The sequence below is a fragment of the Streptococcus sp. 20925_1_22 genome, from assembly GCF_041431685.1.
GTDB lineage: Bacteria > Bacillota > Bacilli > Lactobacillales > Streptococcaceae > Streptococcus.
Genome location: NZ_JAPVYE010000008.1, coordinates 14,726 through 31,840, shown reverse-complemented (window position 1 = coordinate 31,840; position 17,115 = coordinate 14,726). Strand labels below are relative to the sequence as shown.

The following is a 17,115-nucleotide window of genomic DNA, read 5'->3' as shown; positions in this document are numbered from 1 at the left end:
AAATGTCAATGGCTTGAGACAGCTGTTTTGGGAAATTATCTGATTTCTTTCTACTCCTATCCAATCAGGTGAAACACTCTGTAAAGATTTTTTCCAGCTTTTTTACGGAAGATTTGCTGAAATGGTGTATAATGGGGACAAGACAGAAACAGAAAATTGTATGAAAGGAGTAGCGATGAAGGTTCTAGTGACAGGAGCGACTGGCTTTCTAGGAAAGTATGTTGTTGAAGAGCTGGCTGAACAAGGCTATCAGGTACGGGCTTTTGGTCGTAATCTGAAGGCTGGTCGGCAGTTAGAAGGTCCTTTAGTAGAGTTTTTTGCTGGAGATTTTACCAGAGAAGAAGAAATTTTTGCAGCCTGCGAAGGAGTGGATGCAGTGGTGCATGCTGGAGCCCTCTCAACGATTTGGGGACCCTGGGAGCAGTTTTATCAGACCAATGTGGTAGGAACCAAGTTGGTTATGGAAGCCTGCCGACATTTTGGAGTACAAAGACTGGTCTATATTTCCTCCCCAAGTGTTTATGCTGCTGCGCGTGACCAACTCGCTATCAAAGAAGAGGCTGCTCCTCAGGAAAATGAGCTGAATTTTTATATCAAAAGCAAGCTCATGGCTGAGCGGATTGTCCGAAGTTATTCTCAAGTATCGTCTGTTATCTTACGCCCTAGAGGACTTTTTGGCATCGGAGATACCAGTATCTTTCCTAGAATTTTGCGCTTAAGCCAAAAAATAGGAATTCCACTCATCAAAAATGGTCAGCAAATGATGGACATGACCTGTGTGGAAAATGTGGCCTTGGCTGTTCGTCTGGCTTTGGAAATGCCAGAAGCGCAAGGACAAGTTTACAATATTACCAACGGAGAATCCCGTAGTTTCAAGGATATGCTGGATGAAGCTTTAGATGGTTTACAGGTTCGTAAACGTTATGTTAAGTTGCCTGCTGCTTTTCTAGGATTTCTAGCACACTGCTTTGAAAGCTTTTATCGCTTTTTTAACATTGAAAAAGAGCCACCTCTTACTCTTTACACCTATTACTTAATGCGTTACAGTCAAACGCTGGATATATCAGCAGCAGTAAGGGATTTGGGCTATCAACCCAAGTTGACAATCAGTGAAGGGATTGCAAAATATGTCCAACATTATCGAGAAAATTGAGTATCTTCAGCCTGGGCGCTGCAGCAGTCACTTGCAGCAGATTTTTAAGGGAGTTGCCAAGAAAAAAATAATTTTTCCAGCTGGCGTTTTCCTCTTGAAGCATCGTGAGAAAGGCTATATTCTCTATGACACTGGCTATTCTCCAGATATTCTGAAGCCTAACTTCAAATACTGGCTTTATGGTCTGGGAACGCCTGTTGATATACTAGAAGAGGAGCGTGTAGATCGTCTACTTGAGCAAAAAGGAATTGCGTCAGAAGATATTTCTTATGTCATCTTGTCGCACTTGCATCCAGATCACATCGGCGGAGCCGCTTTCTTTCCCAAGGCTCGCTTCATTCTGACCAAGACCGTTTTTAAAACTTATCAGCATGCCAAGCTTAAGGATTTGATTTTCAAGGAATTTCTTCCGCAGGATTTTGAGAGTCGGTTGGAAGTAGTGGAACCTCAGCAGGTGCAAGCAGCATTCCTCTATCGCAAGACAGTTGACTTGTTTGGGGATGGCAGTTTATATCTGGCCTCAGTTGATGGCCATGCTGCTGGGCAAGCTTGTCTCTTTTTGCCAGATTATCATCTGTTTATCGGAGCTGATTTGTGCTGGGGCGTGGATCTGTTGCCTCATACGGAGCAGATGCGTTTCTTGCCGTCACTAATCCAAGATAACAAGGAAGAATACATGGCCGGTGTGGCCTTGCTTCGACAGTTACTTTCTGTCGGTTATCAGGTGCTAGTCAGTCATGATCCGGCTGAGAGAGCGGAGCAGATTTTGTATGAAACTAGGAACATTTCTAAAAACCTTTAGCGTCATGCGCTGGGGGCATCGATTTAAAGATCGACAGGCCCTGGAACGCTATCAAGTCAAGGCTTTAGCAATCTATCGGGAATTTCTGCAGCAGGAATCACCTTATTTCAAATCAGGTATTCCAGCAGATTTTAAGATGAATAAGGCCTTTATGATGGAGCATTTCAATGAGCTCAATACTCAGGGGCTGGATCGAGATGAGTTGTTAGCCTTGGCACTGGAGAGCGAGCGGACACGTGATTTCAGTCCCATGATAGGAGAAATTGCTGTTGGCTTGTCTTCAGGGACATCCGGTCATCGAGGCTTGTTTGTCACTACTGAAAAGGAGCGCAGTTTGTGGGCGGCAGCCATCTTGGCCAAGATGCTGCCTACAGGCAAACTCTTTGGGCACAAGATTGCCTTCTTTCTTCGGGCAGACAACCAGCTTTATCAAATTGTTAATTCAGGTTTGATTTCTCTGGAGTATTTTGATACCTTTCAGGGAGCCGAAGAGCATGTAGAGCGTTTGAATGCTTACCAGCCAACGATTTTGGTAGCGCCAGCGTCAATGCTCTTGGAGCTGGCAAAACAAGTCCAGGCAGGGAATTTGCAGATTGCCCCTAGCAAAGTCGTATCAGTGGCAGAGATTTTGGAAGAACCGGATCGGCAAAGGATTCAAGAAGGATTTGGTCTAAAAAAAGTGGATCAGGTCTACCAAGCGACCGAGGGCTTTCTAGCCTGCAGCTGTACCTACGGGAATCTTCATCTAAACGAAGACATTGTCCATGTAGATAAGAACTACTTGGATGATAGACGCTTTTATCCAATTATTACGGATTTCAAGCGGACTTCTCAGCCAATTTTTCAATATGAGCTGAATGATATCTTGGTGGAAAATCCTGAACCTTGCCCCTGCGGTTCGGTCTTTACACGGATTGACAGCATTGAGGGGCGCTCGGATGATATTTTCATTTTTGAAAATGCTGCAGGTCAGTCGGTGGAGGTCTTTCCAGACTTTATTCGCCGCTGCCTGCTCTTAGTTGATGGGATTGGAGAATATCAAGTCGCTCAGAAAAATGACTATTCGCTGACCATTGCTATTGAACATCGTAGTCAGCAGCGAGAAGACGAGCTTGTCCAGCAGTTTCAAAACTTAGCGACTGATAAAAGCTTTCTTATGCCGGCTATTTCTTTTGAAAATTATCAGCGGGACAGAAGCCGTAAGTTGAAACGCATCTATCGGGCTTAAGAATGCCCCAATTTGGAAAACATATGAATTGGTGGCTCAAGCGCTTTGGCAGTTTACCCAGCTGTCGAGAAGCCCCAAGTCTGACAAGAAGGAGTTTAATATGACAGCAGTAAAGAATCATATAAAGATTGTTGGTTACGGTACGCATCTACCTAGAAATACTGTGACTTTTAAGGATCAGACCCGTTATCGGGTGGTGGAAAATGAAGAAACCCAGCTTTCTATGGCTATTAAGGCGATTGAAAAAGCCCTAGAGCAAGCGGGCTTGACAATCAAAGACATCGACTGTATCGTGTCGGCCAGTGCGGTGGGCGTTCAGCCTATTCCCTGCACAGCGGCCCTGATTCATGAGTTGGTGGCTAAGGGGCTGTCCATTCCAGCCATGGATATCAATACAACCTGCACCAGTTTTATCTCTGCTTTGAGTCTCATGTCTCATTTGTTGGAGGCTGGTGAGTATCATAGGATCCTCATCGTGTCTAGTGAGGTTGGAAGTTTGGGTCTTAATCCCAATCAGAAGGAAAGTTTTGAGTTGTTCAGTGATGGTGCGGCTGCTTTGATTTTTGAAGCAACAGAGGAAGAGAGAGGTGTTATCTCCAGCCTGCAGCGGACCTGGTCTGAGGGAGCTCACGATACAGAGATTCGCGGTGGTTTGACATCTTTTCAGCCTAAGGAGTATTCGGATGCTACCAAGACTCACTACATGTTTGACATGAATGGCAAGAAGATACTCTTGCTCTCTGCCAGAAAAATTCCGGAAATGTTTAAAGAATTTAAAGAAAAGAGTGGTCTCAGCCTATCTGACTTGGATTATATCATTCCGCATCAGGCGAGTCGTGCTCTGCCAATGGTCATGCGCAGCTTGGGTATTCCTGATGATAAATACCTTAATATTGTGCAAGACTATGGTAATATGGTGTCAGTAGCAGTGCCCTTTTCTCTCTGCTATGCTCTGGAGCGCAATTTAGTCAAGGAAGGAGACACCATCGCTCTGATGGGAACAGCAGCTGGTATGACAGTCAATATGTTGGCTATGAAATTATAATACAATAAAAATAGGGTGTACAGAACCAAAAGAGGTTACGTACACCCTGTTTAATTTTTCAAAAATATGAAAAGAGCTGGAACCCACCGGGGTCCAGCAGCTTCTTACAGCATTTTCAAAAGAAATTCTGCTATTTGTTCAGGACTTTCTTTTTTTCCTCTGGAAACCCACATCTGGCAGACGCCGAAGAAGGCATTAGCGAGAAAGACTCGGCTGTATTCTTTTTCAAAATGATTGTAAATGCGATTGCTAAAGCGATCCTGAAGGCTATCAGCTAGCATCATCTGCAGCTTATGGCGCAGGAAATTTTGAATTTCTTTCGTTCCGTTTTCCGTCAGAAGAGCAGCTAAAAGCGGTTCTAGCTGGAGGAACTGAAAGACCTCCGTAATCGCAGTTTGAATATCTTCCTGATTGTTATCAAAAATATACCCCAGTTGATGAAAGAGGTTTTGCTGATAACGTTCAATCATATCGTACTTATCCTTGTAGTGAGTATAAAAACTACTACGGCTGATGCCAGCAGCTTGAGCTAACTGGACAGTAGTGATATGGTCGAAGGACTGCTGATGCAGTAGTGAAACCATGGCTCTCTCAATAATAGCCTTGGTTTTTCGGCGTTTATTGCTTTCTAACATAAAATCTCCCTTTGAGGCTAAGCCTCAGTCTGCTCTTCAAACTAATAGCTATCATAGCAAACTACTTTTTCTTTTTCTCCATGTACTATTATATCAAATGTTTTTCAAGTGGAAAAGAGTTAAATTCCGAAAATAGGCATAGATAGGCAAAATTTTATTTTATTAGGTTTCTTAGACTGGTAAAATAATAAAGCCAAGACTTAAAGTAAAGTCTTGGCCTTCGTTTTGAGCATTATTTAAAGTAGAGGTAGTCGGGGTCGGGAGTGATGTAAAGCAACTCACCCTCTTGCGAGAAGATAATAGAAATTTGTTCATTTTTATAAGAGTAAATCGTATAGGTATTTTGTAACCTTGATGCTTGAGAAATATCAACTACACCTGCTAAGAAAGCACGCGCTTGTTCGGTGTTGATTTTTTGCTCCTGAACCAGCCTCTTCAGATTTTCTAATTCTTTGTTTTGGAAAGCTTCGTATTCAGAAGCGAGGTCGGTGCTTACTTTTTCTGGCTCGCCGAGAATACTTTTGACTTTTTCTTGAGTATATCCTTTAAATTCAGGAATTTGAGCTTCAAAACCGCCAGATTCATAGGATTGGTAATAAACCTTGGCATTGCCAGTCGCATAAATCTTGTCTTTCTTAGCATGATCGGCATCTTCTGGAAGACCATCTGTGGTTTTTTCTATATCCTTACTAGAACTACTATTTTCTTTACTAGAACTTCTGGAAGAACTACTGCTGCTAGAGGAGCTGCTTTTGCTTTTGGAAGATTGCTTTGATGAACTTGAGGAATCCTTTAAACTAACTTTTTTTCCTGATTTATCTGAATTAGAAGGGTGAGTGGTAGACTCTGAGTTAGATGGTACAAGGAAACGGCAGGCTGACAGAAGAAATAGTACTGCAACTAGAGAAAATAAGCTAAATAGTGTTCTTTTTTTCATTGTCTTAAACCTTTCTTTACTATGCTCAATCTGACTTGAGCTATTGTGATATGAGGCATCTGCTGGCAGCAGTGTTTCATATGGAACCGTACCTTCAAGTTAAGATCTCGATGCTTGACTCCATTTACCTCGCTTATCATTCTAACATAATACTGATTTTCTGTGTAGCTACCAGTGGAAAAATATTTTTTATCTACAGATTATTTAGGGATTAAAGACAGTAGGACTAACTTATTCCGCTTCTCTACAATCTTTTTAAACAAAATTAGACACGGTGTCCAATTTTTAAAGAATAAACTTGTAATAATTTTCGATTGGTGTATAATCAATTTTATCGAAATTTGGACACTGTGTATAATTTTAGGAGGTAGACATGTTAAGAGAATGGAAAGCTATTTTAAAAAAGCCGACTTTTATCATTGTGATGTTAGGAGTCTCTTTGATTCCTGCCTTGTATAATGTTATTTTCCTGAGCTCCATGTGGGATCCGTATGGAAAGGTATCGGACTTGCCAGTGGCGGTCGTCAATCAGGATAAAGCTGTAACTGCTAGTGGTAAGACTTTGTCTATAGGCGAGGATGTTGTTTCCAGCCTCAAGGAAAATAAAAATCTGGATTTTCACTTCGTCAGCAAAGAAGACGCTCAAGCTGGTCTGGAAAAGGGTGATTACTACATGGTTGTGACGCTTCCAAGTGATTTATCTGAACGTGCAGCCAGTATTTTGACCGATAATCCTCAGCAAATGAAGATTGACTATCAAACGTCTAGCGGCCACAGTTTTATTGCTGGTAAGATGAGTGATTCAGCCATGGCTTCTTTGAAGCAGACGGTGGCGCAAAATGTGACGGATACTTATACAAACGCCTTATTTAAGAATATAGGAGACCTAAAAACTGGCTTGGTGAAGGCATCCGATGGTGCTCAGCAATTAGCATCTGGCAGTCAACAACTAGGTTCAGGCAGTCAGACAATTGCAGATAACTTAAGAACTCTGAATCAAGCTACGAGCAAATTATCGTCCGGTGCAGCTCAATTTAATACAGGACTACAGACTTATACTGGGAGTGTTGCACAAGTATCGTCTGGACTGGGTAGTTTGTCAAACGGGATACACACTTATGCTAATGGTGTAAGTACTGTGGCCGCAGGTGCAAATCAGCTGTCGGGTCGATCAGCAGACTTATTGGGAGGAGTCCAACAGCTCACCCAGTCAGGAGATGGAGTTCAGGCCTTATCGACAGGTGTGACAAATCTGAATACTGGCTTGGACACATTAAAGTCCTCGGTAGATACCACCTTAGCCAACAATCAGCAAAACGTGAATGATTTGGCAACTAGCTTGACTCAGTTGAATGCAAGTATTCAAGCTGCAGCAAGTGACTCAGCTGTTTCGACAGACAGCATTGAGGCTTCACTGACTAGCATAGCAGCATCCGCTCAGGCCATTATCAATAATAATCAAGACGCCAAGGCCGCAACTTTGGCAAGTGTCAAAGGGACGAGCGCTTATCAAGGCCTTTCTAGTGAGGCTAAGGCTGAGATTGACGCAGCAGTCAGTGCTAGTCAAGCGGGAAGTGACCAATCTGCTCAGGCAATTTTATCAGAAGTTGATACGATGAGGGCTTCTCTTGAAACGATAAAAGGCGCTAGTCAAACAAAACTTAGTCAGTTAGAAGGTGCATCAAATCAAGTTCTGCCACAGGCAGCTAGCATGATCAATGGCCTTTATAATGGCTTATCAACGGTGAGTACTGGCCTCGGTTCAGCAAGCGGAGGAGCCAATCAACTAGTCGCAGGTGTAGACACCTTAAATGATAAACTAACGACTGGCGCGACACAATTGGAACAAGGGGTGACAAGCTATACCAATGCAGTCGGTCAGCTATCTGAGGGGACATCAGCTTTGGCAAGTAAGAACCCTGATTTGCTAGCAAATACAACAAAATTAGCAAACGGGGCTGCCCAATTAACAGATAAATCACCAGAATTGACCTCTAGTTTCGGAAAATTAGCAGATGGAACCAATCAATTAGCGAGCGGCACAGAAAAGCTGGCTGATGGCAGCAGTGCTTTAACAGATAATCTCTCTAAACTTACTGTGGGAACGAGTGATTTGTCCAATGGCCTCTCAGATGCAGGCGATAAATTGTCAACTGTTTCAACTAAGGAAGACAATGCAAAAACTCTAGCAGATCCTTTGACACTGAGCAAGACAGATGAGAACAAGGTGGAGAAAAACGGCATTGGGATGGCGCCTTATATGATTTCAGTAGCTTTATTTGTGGCGGCTATTTCAACCAATATCATTTTTAGTACACTTCCATCGGGTCAAGAACCCAAGACGAAACGAGACTGGCTGAAGGCCCGTATAGAGGTAAATGGAGTAATTTCCGTCGTGGCAGGTGTTTTGGTCTATGGTGCTGTGCACTTGATAGGCCTATCTGCTAATCATGAGTTGGCAACCCTTGGTTTGATAGTCCTAGCCAGCATGACTTTTATGGCTCTTGTGACGGCTTTGGTTACTTGGGATAGCAAGCTTGGTGCCTTTGCTTCTCTGATTCTTTTGCTTCTACAGCTGGCTTCTAGTGCAGGAACCTATCCATTGGAGCTGACTAGTAAGATTTTCCAAGTTATCAACCCTTGGCTGCCAATGAGCTATTCTGTATCGGGCTTACGCCAAACGATTTCTATGAACGGCCAAATTGGTAGTCAGGTCCTCTTCCTTACTTTTGTTTTAGTTCTTTTCATGGCACTTGGTACTCTGGTCTATCGAACAGATAAAAAACAGTTAGCTTAGGGTTCTTAATCTTATGAATCTGTAAAAATGTAGATGAAAAGTCTATCTGTAATTCGTTTATTTTTTCTCTCATCAACATCTCCTGAAAAGGGAGATGTTTTGTTTTCTTTAAGTTTTCTTTATCTTTCTTTTAAGTTTTCATCTTTAAAATTGCATTACATTCAAGAAAGATAGAGAGGGGAGAAGCCCATGGCAGAAAAATTTTTTCAACATCATTTTCAGCGCTTTGAAACTAAATACATCATTTCCAAGGAAACCTTGTTGGCTCTATTGCTAGAGTTTGAAGGCTATCTGTTGGAGGATGAGCGAGCTTATTCGACAATTAACAATCTCTACTACGATACGTCGTCTTATCAGCTCATTCGTGAGTCCTTGGAAAATCCTCACTTTGACGAAAAGGTGCGCTTGCGGACTTATCAAGAGCATCCGACCGAGGATAGTCAAGTCTTTTTGGAAATCAAGAAAAAGACAGAAGGTCTGGTCACCAAACGCCGGCTTGCAGCAGATTTGCTGACAGCGGAAGCCTATCTGGACGGTGATTACAGTCAGCTGACTGACGTTCAGATAGATACGGAAATGGTCTGGCTGACCCAGCATTTTGGCAATATTCAGCCTATGATGTATATCGGCTACAATCGTTATTCTATGAAAGGAATTGAGGACGAGCGTATTCGGATTACCTTTGATCACGACCTGACCTACCGTCCTTATGATCTGAGTCTCTTAGCCGGTCGCCATGGAGATTATCTCCTGCCAGCCAACCACGTGATTATGGAAGTTAAGATTCCAGAAGCTTGTCCGCTATGGCTGAGTGAAATCATGGATCGCTACCAGCTGTCTCCTAGCTCTTTCTCCAAATATGGTTTTGCTTACAAAAAGTTAAACTGTATCAGCAGCAAATAAAATAGATAGGAAAAGTAAAAATGAAACAATCAACATCGACCCTTAAAAAAATTAAATTGATGATTCCACTGGTCTTGATGACAGCAGTGCTGGGAGCATGCAGCTCAAACGCCAGCAGCTCTACAACTTCAAGCAGCACCCAGGCTGCTAATGCTACAAGTACCAGTCAGACTAAGACTAATACTTCTGATTATTTTGCCTCAGAGGACTCAGATGCTTCTTATGATGAGTCCAAGGCGACGACCATCAGCCTGAGTGGCTCTAGTGCTAAGACCTCTGGTGACGGCGCTAGTGTCTCCGGCTCTACCGTGACAATCTCTAAGGCTGGGACCTATGTCGTTTCCGGAACGAGTGGAAATGTGCAGATTGTCGTCAAAGCAGGTGATAGCGACAAGGTTCAAATCGTTCTGAATGGCGTAACCATGAGTGGGACAGACGCAGCTATTCTGGTAGAAAATGCGGGTAAAACAAGCCTGACTTTGGCTGACGGCAGCCAAAACACCATCTCAGACTCATCAAATCACAGTAATACGGATGCAGATGCAGCTATCTATAGTAACTCTGATCTGACTCTCAATGGATCTGGAAGCCTGACAGTTGACGGCAAGTATGAAACAGCGATTAAGTCTGAGCAGACCTTGCGGGTGACAGGTGGTACCTATACACTCAAGGCAGCTAAGAATGGTCTGTCAGCAGCTTCAGCCATTAATATCAAGGACGCTACGATTGATATCACGGCGTCAGAAGATGCCATCCACGCGGACAATGATGAAGATACTTCTCTGGGAAATCTCTATATCCAATCAGGCACCATCACGATTAATGCTGGTGATGATGGTCTACACGCTAGCAATATCGCTTTAATTGATGGCGGAACGATTACGGTTTCTAAGAGTGTAGAAGCTCTGGAAGGAACCAATGTTACCATTAACGGTGGGAAACTGGATCTTTATGCGACAGATGATGGTATCAATGCAGCTAGTGACGTAACTGGAGCTGATATCTTTATTAAGATTACCGGCGGCGATATCAAGGTCGAGGTCGGTGAAGGCGATACCGATGCTATCGACTCCAACGGCGATGTCATTATGTCAGGAGGAAACTTAGACATTACTTCTACGGTATCGGCCTTTGACTTTGACGGAACGGCCACCTACACTGGCGGTACCATCACGGTCAATGGTGAAAGCCGAACAGAAATCACGGCAGATGGACCTGGCGCTGGTGGACCGGGTGGCGGCGGTGCCCCAGGCGGCCAAGGCGGTTTTGGTGGCCGATAAGAAAGCCGACGAGATAACAATGAAATAGTGCTAATGAAAGAGAAGAATCCTCATTCCAGCTGGAATGAGGATTTCTTGCTATTCATCAATTCTGATAGACATCTTCTCCGTATCCACGGTCACTTGAGCACCGATGGTAATGGTAAAGAGTGGCTGAGTATGAGCAAAGTCCAAGTCATAGAGGACAGGAATCGTCTTTAGAATTGGATGTTTGTCCAAGATATAAAGGAGCAGCTCCTCTGTCATCTGGCATTCTTTTGGAAAGCGGCCGATGAGGAGGGCCTGTGGGTTAGGATAGGCCTGAAGGAGGGCAGCTAGATTGCGGTCAAACTCCACATAATCATCTTCCTCGGCCTCTTCAACAAAGAGGACATAGTTTTCATCTGTTGGGGCATAGGGTGTTCCACGCAGGAGTGAGAAGGTGGAGAGATTACCGCCGATAGCAGTGGCTTGGGCTTGCCCGTGGTGATAAACTTTCCACTCCGTCTCATGGAAGGTCAGTGGGGCATCAGGCAGATACCAAGCATTGTCGCCCCATTTTTCACTAGGAGTCAATTCATAAGAAGTCTGGCTGACGGCCTTGAGCCAGCTCTCGGTCTGATAGTCCTGCAGGGCATCCATTTTAAAGCTGGAGTAGGACGGTCCCATGTAGGTTTTCATGCCGGTCTTGCTATAAATAGCGTTGAGCAAGGCTGTCGTGTCTGAGTAGCCGCAGAAAATCTTAGGATTTCTAGCAATCAACTCAAAGTCCAGATAGGGCAGGAGCTCATTGCAGTTGAAACCGCCGATAGTGGCCAGAATAGCATCAACGGAGTCATCTGCGAAGGCAGCATGGATGTCTGCCACCCGGCTTTCGATGGAGGCAGAATCTAACATATCATTTTCCAGATAATGCTCCGAAAAAGACACGGTAAATCCTAGCTTTTCCAAGCGCTCCTTGGCGGTTAGATTGGCCTCAAAGCCACCGATGTGTTCGATTGACGCTGAGGGGCTGACGACCCGAATGTGCATACCAGGTGTGAGTTTTTTCATAGGGACCTCCTTATGATAAATTTTTATAGAATATCATAGCACAAAGGCCAAGGCCTGTAAAGCAATCTTAGGGCATTGCGGGAATTTTTATCAAAAAAGGGAGCCGCTGAGGACTCCCTGATTGTATATATTTTTTTCTATGATTTATTCGCTGAGCTTAATGCTGCCACTTTGGGCGCTGGCAGAAAGTGTAGTTGTCGGATTTTCGACTTTACGGATGGCAGAGTCGCCAAGTTCATCGCCTTTGGAGTGCTCTACACTCATACCACTAGGGATGTCAATTTCACCTAGATCCGTTTTCAGATCAAAGGATAACTGCGACAAACTGCCAGAAACCAGATGCAGATTAATATCGCCCAGTTGGTCAGTGATAGAGATTGTACCAGCTAATTCCAACTGTTCAGAATTCAGTGAGCCGCTTGAGATTTTCAGAGTGCTGTCGGAGATTTTGCTCGAGTTTAGGTTGATCTCTCCTAGAGAGTTTGCTATTTCGCCCGATGCGAACTGGCTGTTGCTCAGAGTGATGGTACCCGAAGAAGCAATGATTTTTCCAGAGCTAATCTGACTGTTATTGAAGGCAATCTCTCCCAGAGAGTTCTTAAATTTACCAGATGCAAATTGGCTATCATTCACAGTCAACGAGCCATTGGAGAGAGAGAAGTCAGCATTTTTAGCTGATAGATTGGACAGCGTAACATCTCCTAGTGACGAGCTGCCGCTGAATGTCTCAAGCTTGGTCCCCTTAGGCAGGGAAAGCTGCACAGTACGCTTCCCTTGAGATTCTTGGTCAAATAAGCTGAGTAAGGAGCGGATGCCAGCGCTTATGTGGAAGGAGCCTGCATCTTCTTCCTTGATGTTTAAGTTTCCGTTTTCAGAACTTGTCGTAATTTTTCTAAGCGCGTCTCCATCAATCTTATAGTTGCCGTCGATTTGGTAATAGGTCAAGTGAGCCTTGTCATCAGGAGATTCGCTGATGACGAGGTTTCTAGCCACTAAGTTAATATTTAGGGAAGAAAGATCAGAGAAGCTTTCTTCTTTTTTCGTTACTTTTACCTTGCTTTTGGCAGAATTGACCAAGTCGTTGACACCGCCTGTAGTGGAGCCGATAGTTGTCAGGGCTCCACCAAAGAGACAGGCTAAAATAGCTGCAGATAAAAGAGGTTTTTTCAATTTGATGTTAGCCATGACGTGCTCCTTTCTTTGCGAAAAGTTGAGCTAGTTTGACAAAGCCGGCCTTGCCAAACTGAGCAACAGGAGAAATGCCTGAGTAGAAGATGCCTGACAGTCCCAGAGATAGGATACTGAGACCTAGGGTGAACAGGAGGGCTGGGACAGATGTCGTCAGTCCCACTGTCAAAGTGTCCCAAATCAGGCTGATTCCGAAGATAAAGAAGGCAAAGGCACCTATAGCCATGACGAGAGCAAAGATAAAGACTAAGAGGAAGAAAACGAAAGTCAAAAGGGCTGCTACTATAAAGAGCGGAATAGCCAAGGGTGCTGCCAAAATGGATAGGATAGCAATCTGGACGATGTTCTTAGTGTTTTTTGATGAACTGCTGTCTTGATTATCTTCCTCGACTTTTTTGTCCAAAAGATTTAGCATAATCTCGTGAGCCGCTTCCTTAGGGCTGCCTAAATCAGCAATAGCGGCTGCCTCGCCCTCTGGGCCTACCTCGTCGAAGTACTCAGTGAAGTAATCCATAGTTTCTTCATAGTCCTTGCGTGGCAGTTTTTTTAGATATTTTTCTAGCTCAGCTAGATACTCGGTTCTTGTCATGACGTATGCTCCCTTCTATGATACCGCTGATGGTCGTAGTATAAGTTTGCCACTCTTCTTTTAGAGTGAGTAGCTGTTCGTGCCCGTAGGCAGTGAGTGAATAGTATTTTCGTTTTCGTCCTTGGTACTCCTGCGAATAAGTCGTGAGGCAGTCATTTTGCTCCAGCTTCTTCAGAATAGGGTAAAGTGTTGATTCTTTGATATTGGCAATCAGCTTGATTGTCTGGCTGATTTCATAACCGTAGGAATCGTCTTTTTCAAGGATGGCTAAGATGAGAAACTCAATCAAAGCCGATGATGTGGGGAAAGACATAGGACCACCTCCTTGTGTAAAATATTTATATATAATCTTTCTATATATAGTCTACAACCTCTTAGGGAAAAAGTCAAGCAAAATATATAAAATTTTTATATATTTTTTTAAAAAGTCTTTTAATGGCTGTTTATAAGGCACATCAAAGTACCTTTCTTCCTTACAAGAACTTTACATCTTCCTTAGCTTTTGTGTTGAAAACATCTTCCATAAAATGGTAAAATGGTGTAAGTCTAACTAAAAATATAAGAGAGATCTATGGAAAAACATCAAACCCTATATAAATTTTTGGGCCAAACCCTACTATATTTTGTTATCTTTCTGGCCTTGCTTTATTTCTTTAGCTATCTGGGTCAGGGTCAGGGCGGCTTTATCTATAATGAATTTTAATGTGAGAGAGTAGGAAACAATGTCAAATAAAGTGATACATGATATGATTGAAGCGATTGAGCATTTTGCTCAGGTGCAGCCGGATTTTCCAGTTTATGATATTTTAGGTCAAGTTCATACTTATGGCGATTTAAAGAAGGATTCCGATTCGTTGGCGGCTCAGATTGACCGTTTAGGACTTCCTGACCAGTCTCCGGTTGTGGTCTTTGGTGGTCAGGAATACGAAATGCTGGCTACTTTTGTGGCCTTGACCAAGTCTGGTCATGCCTACATTCCTATCGACAGCCATTCAGCCTTGGAGCGCGTGGCAGCGATTGTGGAAGTTGCTGAGCCAAGCTTGATTATTGCCATCAATGATTTTCCGCTGGCAGATGTGGCAGCTCCTATTTTTAGTGCGGAGCAAGTTCAGACAGCTTTCAGAGAGGGAGCGTCCTATGAGCTTAGCCATCCGGTGCAAGGAGATGATAACTACTACATCATTTTCACATCAGGAACGACTGGCAAGCCTAAGGGAGTGCAGATTTCCCATAATAATCTGCTCAGCTTTACGAATTGGATGATTACAGATAAGGAGTTTGCGACTCCAACTCGTCCTCAAATGTTGGCTCAGCCGCCTTATTCTTTTGACTTGTCGGTCATGTATTGGGCGCCGACTTTAGCCTTGGGAGGGACTCTTTTTGCCCTGCCTTCGGCAGTGACTCAGGATTTCAAACAGCTGTTTGAGACGATTCTCAGTCTGCCTATTGCTATCTGGACTTCGACGCCTTCCTTCGCGGATATGGCCTTGCTGTCGGATGACTTTAACAGCCAGAAGCTGCCTCAGCTGACGCATTTCTACTTTGACGGCGAGGAGTTGACGGTCAAGACAGCTCAGAAACTGCGTGATCGCTTCCCTCAAGCTCGCATCATCAATGCTTACGGTCCGACTGAGGCAACAGTGGCCCTGTCTGCAGTAGCAGTGACAGATGAGATGCTGCAAAATTGCAAGCGCCTGCCGATTGGCTATACCAAGGCGGATTCTCCGACCTTTGTCATTGACGAAGAGGGACGGAAAGTGCCGAATGGCCAACAGGGAGAAATCATCGTCTGCGGTCCAGCCGTATCCAAAGGATATCTGAATAATCCTGAGAAGACAGCGGAGGCCTTCTTTGAATTTGAAGGTCTGCCAGCCTATCATACGGGAGATGTCGGATCGATGACAGATGAAGGTCTGCTGCTCTACGGTGGCCGGATGGACTTCCAGATCAAGTTTAATGGTTTCCGTATTGAGCTGGAGGATGTGTCTCAGAACCTGAACAAATCTAAATACGTTGAATCTGCAGTGGCTGTGCCTCGCTACAATAAGGACCACAAGGTCCAAAATCTGCTGGCCTATGTCATTCTCAAAGACGGTGTGGCTGAGCAGTTTGAGCGAGAAATCGATATTACCAAGGCAATCAAGGAAGATCTGCAGGATATCATGATGTCCTACATGATGCCGTCCAAGTTCCTCTATCGAGAGACCCTGCCTTTGACCCCGAATGGCAAGATTGACATTAAGGGGCTGATTAGCGAGGTCAATAAGCGATGATGGATTTCTTGAAACAGCTGCCTCACTTGGAACCCTACGGCAATCCAGTTTACTTTGTCTATATCGTTCTGGCAGTTCTACCAATCTTTGTTGGACTTTTCTTTAAGAAACGCTTCCCCCTTTATGAAGCCTTGGTCAGCTTGGTCTTTATCGTCCTGATGCTGACAGGTCCCAGTCTGGCGCAGCTTTGTGCTCTGTTGGGCTATGTCATCTGGCAGATAGTTTGGGTTTATTCATACAAGCTCTATCGCCGGTCGCGGGACAGCAAGTGGATCTTTTATCTGCATACCTTGCTGGCGGTTCTGCCGCTTGTGATTGTCAAGGTAGAGCCCGCAATCAGTGGCCATCAGTCTCTCTTTGGCTTTTTAGGGATTTCCTATCTGACCTTTCGCTCGGTAGGGATGATGATTGAGATGCGGGATGGAGTTTTGACAGAGTTCACACTCTGGGAGTTCCTGCGTTTCCTGCTCTTCATGCCGACCTTTTCGAGTGGCCCCATTGATCGTTTCAAGCGTTTCAATGAAGACTATTTGAACATTCCTGAGCGCGATGAGCTGCTGGATATGCTGGAGCAGTCTGTCAAGTATATCATGCTAGGCTTCCTTTATAAGTTTATCCTGGCACATATCTTTGGACATCTCTTGCTGGGTCATGTCAAGACCTACGCTCTCTATACCGGCGGTTTCTTTAATCTGGGAACTCTGGGCGTCATGTATGTCTTTGGTCTGGATCTCTTCTTTGACTTTGCCGGTTATTCGATGTTTGCGCTAGCTATTTCCAATCTCATGGGAATCAAGAGCCCTATCAACTTTGATAAGCCCTTTCTCTCACGCGATTTGAAAGAATTTTGGAATCGCTGGCACATGAGTCTGTCCTTTTGGTTCCGTGACTTTGTCTTTATGCGGCTGGTCATGGTCCTGATGCGCAATAAGGTCTTTAAAAACCGCAACACGACCTCTAGTGTGGCCTATCTAATCAACATGCTGATCATGGGCTTCTGGCATGGAGTGACCTGGTACTATATCGCCTATGGTCTCTTTCACGGAGCAGGGCTGGTCGTCAATGATGCCTGGTTGCGCAAGAAGAAAACCCTAAACAAAGAGCGCAAGGCTAAGGGGCTTCCGCCTCTGCCAGACAATAAATGGACCCAAGCTTTGGGGATTGTGGTGACCTTTCACGCAGTCATGTTCTCATTTTTAATCTTTTCTGGATTTTTAAATGAGCTTTGGTTTAAAAAATAAAAATGAATGAGG

Annotated in this window: 16 protein-coding genes; 10 read left to right on the top strand and 6 right to left on the bottom strand. The window is 44.2% G+C overall.

The genetic code is table 11. The features are described 5' to 3' along the window. Positions 1 to 121 precede the first annotated feature (121 nt). The 4 genes from O3621_RS10325 (at position 122) to O3621_RS10310 (ending at position 4,228) form a co-directional block, all read left to right on the top strand. Positions 122 to 1,153, top strand: a complete 1,032-nt coding sequence (locus O3621_RS10325) for an NAD(P)-dependent oxidoreductase (protein WP_314448117.1) — start codon at positions 122 to 124, stop codon at positions 1,151 to 1,153. Next, positions 1,128 to 1,955, top strand: a complete 828-nt coding sequence (locus tag O3621_RS10320; RefSeq protein WP_314448115.1) for an MBL fold metallo-hydrolase — start codon at positions 1,128 to 1,130, stop codon at positions 1,953 to 1,955. Before O3621_RS10325 ends, O3621_RS10320 begins: the two co-directional genes overlap by 26 nt. Further along, positions 1,924 to 3,183 (top strand): F390 synthetase-related protein, encoded by a 1,260-nt coding sequence (locus O3621_RS10315; protein ID WP_314448113.1) that lies wholly within the window; start codon positions 1,924 to 1,926, stop codon positions 3,181 to 3,183. Before O3621_RS10320 ends, O3621_RS10315 begins: the two co-directional genes overlap by 32 nt. 100 nt (positions 3,184 to 3,283) lie before the next feature. Further along, a complete protein-coding gene (locus O3621_RS10310) occupies positions 3,284 to 4,228 on the top strand; it encodes a 3-oxoacyl-[acyl-carrier-protein] synthase III C-terminal domain-containing protein (protein ID WP_314448112.1) in 945 nt (314 codons plus the stop codon). 104 nt (positions 4,229 to 4,332) lie between these two features. Here the strand turns inward: O3621_RS10310 and O3621_RS10305 are convergent, their stop codons facing one another. Continuing rightward, positions 4,333 to 4,863 (bottom strand): TetR/AcrR family transcriptional regulator, encoded by a 531-nt coding sequence (locus O3621_RS10305; RefSeq protein WP_002918003.1) that lies wholly within the window; start codon positions 4,861 to 4,863, stop codon positions 4,333 to 4,335. A gap of 232 nt (positions 4,864 to 5,095) precedes the next feature. After that, positions 5,096 to 5,800: a DUF4947 domain-containing protein gene (locus tag O3621_RS10300; protein WP_314448107.1), complete on the bottom strand. Its 705-nt coding sequence runs from the start codon at positions 5,798 to 5,800 to the stop codon at positions 5,096 to 5,098. Positions 5,801 to 6,173: 373 nt separating this feature from the next. Here O3621_RS10300 and O3621_RS10295 point away from each other — a divergent pair, with 373 nt between their 5' ends. From O3621_RS10295 to O3621_RS10285, 3 genes are all read left to right on the top strand, one after another. Further along, a complete protein-coding gene (locus O3621_RS10295; protein WP_314448104.1) occupies positions 6,174 to 8,597 on the top strand; it encodes a YhgE/Pip domain-containing protein in 2,424 nt (807 codons plus the stop codon). 189 nt (positions 8,598 to 8,786) lie between these two features. Further along, positions 8,787 to 9,500, top strand: coding sequence for a polyphosphate polymerase domain-containing protein (locus O3621_RS10290; protein ID WP_314448101.1), 714 nt, complete (start codon positions 8,787 to 8,789; stop codon positions 9,498 to 9,500). Between the two features lie 20 nt (positions 9,501 to 9,520). Next, complete coding sequence (locus O3621_RS10285; protein ID WP_314448099.1) at positions 9,521 to 10,780, top strand: carbohydrate-binding domain-containing protein; 1,260 nt, start codon at positions 9,521 to 9,523, stop codon at positions 10,778 to 10,780. Between the two features lie 78 nt (positions 10,781 to 10,858). Here O3621_RS10285 and O3621_RS10280 read toward each other — a convergent pair whose 3' ends face one another. From O3621_RS10280 to O3621_RS10265, 4 genes are all read right to left on the bottom strand, one after another. Further along, complete coding sequence (locus O3621_RS10280; RefSeq protein ID WP_314448097.1) at positions 10,859 to 11,812, bottom strand: LD-carboxypeptidase; 954 nt, start codon at positions 11,810 to 11,812, stop codon at positions 10,859 to 10,861. Between the two features lie 144 nt (positions 11,813 to 11,956). Continuing rightward, positions 11,957 to 12,997, bottom strand: coding sequence for a DUF4097 family beta strand repeat-containing protein (locus tag O3621_RS10275; protein ID WP_111676851.1), 1,041 nt, complete (start codon positions 12,995 to 12,997; stop codon positions 11,957 to 11,959). Beyond that, positions 12,990 to 13,589 (bottom strand): HAAS domain-containing protein, encoded by a 600-nt coding sequence (locus O3621_RS10270; protein WP_314448094.1) that lies wholly within the window; start codon positions 13,587 to 13,589, stop codon positions 12,990 to 12,992. The genes O3621_RS10275 and O3621_RS10270 overlap by 8 nt, the downstream gene beginning before the upstream one ends. Continuing rightward, the gene (locus O3621_RS10265) at positions 13,564 to 13,902 is read right to left on the bottom strand and encodes a PadR family transcriptional regulator (RefSeq protein WP_268697923.1); all 339 of its coding nucleotides are present in this window, start codon (positions 13,900 to 13,902) and stop codon (positions 13,564 to 13,566) included. Before O3621_RS10265 ends, O3621_RS10270 begins: the two co-directional genes overlap by 26 nt. 258 nt (positions 13,903 to 14,160) lie before the next feature. On the opposite strand from O3621_RS10265, the gene O3621_RS10260 reads away from it, so the two are divergent. The 3 genes from O3621_RS10260 to dltB are packed head-to-tail and all read left to right on the top strand — an operon-like array spanning position 14,161 to position 17,103. Further along, positions 14,161 to 14,292 (top strand): teichoic acid D-Ala incorporation-associated protein DltX, encoded by a 132-nt coding sequence (locus O3621_RS10260; RefSeq protein ID WP_049542284.1) that lies wholly within the window; start codon positions 14,161 to 14,163, stop codon positions 14,290 to 14,292. 19 nt (positions 14,293 to 14,311) lie between these two features. Beyond that, complete coding sequence (gene dltA / locus O3621_RS10255; RefSeq protein ID WP_314448092.1) at positions 14,312 to 15,862, top strand: D-alanine--poly(phosphoribitol) ligase subunit DltA; 1,551 nt, start codon at positions 14,312 to 14,314, stop codon at positions 15,860 to 15,862. Beyond that, complete coding sequence (gene dltB, locus O3621_RS10250) at positions 15,859 to 17,103, top strand: D-alanyl-lipoteichoic acid biosynthesis protein DltB (protein WP_314448089.1); 1,245 nt, start codon at positions 15,859 to 15,861, stop codon at positions 17,101 to 17,103. Before dltA ends, dltB begins: the two co-directional genes overlap by 4 nt. Positions 17,104 to 17,115: the final 12 nt, after the last annotated feature.

Excerpts from the sequence above, each read along its gene's own strand:
- O3621_RS10305 (WP_002918003.1), bottom strand. The coding sequence starts at position 4,863 with ATGTTAGAAAGCAATAAACGCCGAAAAACCAAGGCTATTATTGAGAGA.
- O3621_RS10300 (WP_314448107.1), bottom strand. The coding sequence starts at position 5,800 with ATGAAAAAAAGAACACTATTTAGCTTATTTTCTCTAGTTGCAGTACTA.
- O3621_RS10285 (WP_314448099.1), top strand. The coding sequence starts at position 9,521 with ATGAAACAATCAACATCGACCCTTAAAAAAATTAAATTGATGATTCCA.
- O3621_RS10325 (WP_314448117.1), top strand. The coding sequence starts at position 122 with ATGGTGTATAATGGGGACAAGACAGAAACAGAAAATTGTATGAAAGGA.
- dltA (WP_314448092.1), top strand. The coding sequence starts at position 14,312 with ATGTCAAATAAAGTGATACATGATATGATTGAAGCGATTGAGCATTTT.
- O3621_RS10275 (WP_111676851.1), bottom strand. The coding sequence starts at position 12,997 with ATGGCTAACATCAAATTGAAAAAACCTCTTTTATCTGCAGCTATTTTA.
- O3621_RS10280 (WP_314448097.1), bottom strand. The coding sequence starts at position 11,812 with ATGAAAAAACTCACACCTGGTATGCACATTCGGGTCGTCAGCCCCTCA.
- O3621_RS10295 (WP_314448104.1), top strand. The coding sequence starts at position 6,174 with ATGTTAAGAGAATGGAAAGCTATTTTAAAAAAGCCGACTTTTATCATT.
- O3621_RS10315 (WP_314448113.1), top strand. The coding sequence starts at position 1,924 with ATGAAACTAGGAACATTTCTAAAAACCTTTAGCGTCATGCGCTGGGGG.
- O3621_RS10265 (WP_268697923.1), bottom strand. The coding sequence starts at position 13,902 with ATGTCTTTCCCCACATCATCGGCTTTGATTGAGTTTCTCATCTTAGCC.
- O3621_RS10320 (WP_314448115.1), top strand. The coding sequence starts at position 1,128 with ATGTCCAACATTATCGAGAAAATTGAGTATCTTCAGCCTGGGCGCTGC.
- O3621_RS10270 (WP_314448094.1), bottom strand. The coding sequence starts at position 13,589 with ATGACAAGAACCGAGTATCTAGCTGAGCTAGAAAAATATCTAAAAAAA.
- dltB (WP_314448089.1), top strand. The coding sequence starts at position 15,859 with ATGATGGATTTCTTGAAACAGCTGCCTCACTTGGAACCCTACGGCAAT.
- O3621_RS10260 (WP_049542284.1), top strand. The coding sequence starts at position 14,161 with ATGGAAAAACATCAAACCCTATATAAATTTTTGGGCCAAACCCTACTA.
- O3621_RS10310 (WP_314448112.1), top strand. The coding sequence starts at position 3,284 with ATGACAGCAGTAAAGAATCATATAAAGATTGTTGGTTACGGTACGCAT.
- O3621_RS10290 (WP_314448101.1), top strand. The coding sequence starts at position 8,787 with ATGGCAGAAAAATTTTTTCAACATCATTTTCAGCGCTTTGAAACTAAA.